General features: G+C 58.3%; 2 protein-coding genes and 1 pseudogene. All 3 read left to right on the top strand.

Features of this window, described 5'->3' with window-relative positions:
* Positions 1–197: pseudogene (locus AC1D1P_RS23520) on the top strand (ABC transporter ATP-binding protein); the annotation flags it as partial.
* A gap of 109 nt (positions 198–306) precedes the next feature.
* Positions 307–1,062: an ABC transporter permease gene (locus tag AC1D1P_RS23515; protein ID WP_477674666.1), complete on the top strand. Its 756-nt coding sequence runs from the start codon at positions 307–309 to the stop codon at positions 1,060–1,062.
* 15 nt (positions 1,063–1,077) lie between these two features.
* Entirely contained in the window at positions 1,078–1,323 is a 246-nt protein-coding gene (locus tag AC1D1P_RS23510) for a BolA family protein (protein ID WP_477669869.1), read from the top strand.
* Positions 1,324–1,328 lie beyond the last annotated feature (5 nt).

Raw genomic sequence — 1,328 nt, 5'->3', positions numbered from 1 at the left:
CCGGGCGCATCGTGCAGTTTCCGGCGCACAACGCCCATGAAATCGAACAATACCTGGCGGCCATCCGCGAAGCGGGGCTGGTTGCGGAAGACGTTGAAATCCGCAAGGCCGACCTGGAAGATGTGTTCCTGGATGTCATGAACAAAAAGCCGGCCCGAGAAGCCACCGAACTGAATTTAATGGGAGTGGCAACATGATCGCGTTCATCCGGGGAAGGGCCGTGCGCCGCGCCGGGCCGCCCCAAGCAAGCACAGCCCCCTCGGGGGGCTGCGTAGTACGCGAAGCGACAAGCGTGGGGGCTTTTGAATGACTGGCTGGCAAACACTGCTTTATAAAGAAACCTTGCGCTTCTGGAAAGTGGGTTTCCAGACGGTCGGAGCCCCGGTGTTGACCGCCGTGCTCTACATGCTGATCTTTGGTCACGTGCTGCAGGATCAAGTGAAGGTCTACGACCAGGTCAGCTACACCGCCTTCCTGGTGCCGGGCCTCGTGATGATGAGCGTGTTGCAGAACGCGTTCGCCAACAGCTCTTCCTCGCTGATCCAGAGCAAGATCATGGGCAGCCTGGTGTTTGTGCTGCTCACGCCGCTGTCGCACTGGCACTGGTTTTTTGCGTACGTCGGCTCGTCCGTCGCACGTGGCCTGCTGGTGGGAGCGGGCGTATTTGCCGTCACCGTGTTCTTTGGCCAACCCGCCTTTGTGGCGCCGCTGTGGATTGTGCTGTTTGCGGTGCTGGGCGCCGCCATGCTGGGCGCACTGGGCGTCATCGCCGGGCTGTGGTCTGAAAAGTTCGACCAGATGGCAGCCTTCCAGAATTTCGTCATCATGCCCATGACCTTCCTGAGCGGCGTGTTTTATTCGATCCACTCGCTGCCGCCGTTTTGGCAAAAGGTCAGCCACCTGAACCCGTTTTTCTACATGATCGACGGTTTTCGCTACGGATTCTTTGGCGTCAGCGATGTTTCGCCCTGGCTGAGCCTGGGGATTGTTTTGACGGCCTTGCTTGTCGTTAGCTCCGTTGCCGTGAACATGCTGCGCACCGGCTACAAAATAAGACACTGACTGAAACCAAAACATATGACCAGCGAAGAACTTCAATCCATCATCACCGCAGGCCTGCCGTGCGAACATATCGAGCTGTCGGGCGACGGGCGCCATTGGTACGCGACAATCATCTCCAGCACCTTTGAGGGCCTGCGCTTGATCCAGCGCCACCAGAAGGTGTACGCCACGCTGGGTGGCCGCATGCAGACCGACGAAGTGCATGCGCTGTCGATGAAAACGTATACGCCCACCGAATGGGCCAACAACAACACGCAATAAAAGAA

The organism is Polaromonas sp. P1_E1_2 (genome assembly GCF_056406035.1).
This window is presented reverse-complemented; position numbering and strand designations above follow the sequence as displayed.

Coding starts and splice junctions, on each gene's coding strand:
- AC1D1P_RS23515 (WP_477674666.1), top strand. CDS start 307: ATGACTGGCTGGCAAACACTGCTTTATAAAGAAACCTTGCGCTTCTGG.
- AC1D1P_RS23510 (WP_477669869.1), top strand. CDS start 1,078: ATGACCAGCGAAGAACTTCAATCCATCATCACCGCAGGCCTGCCGTGC.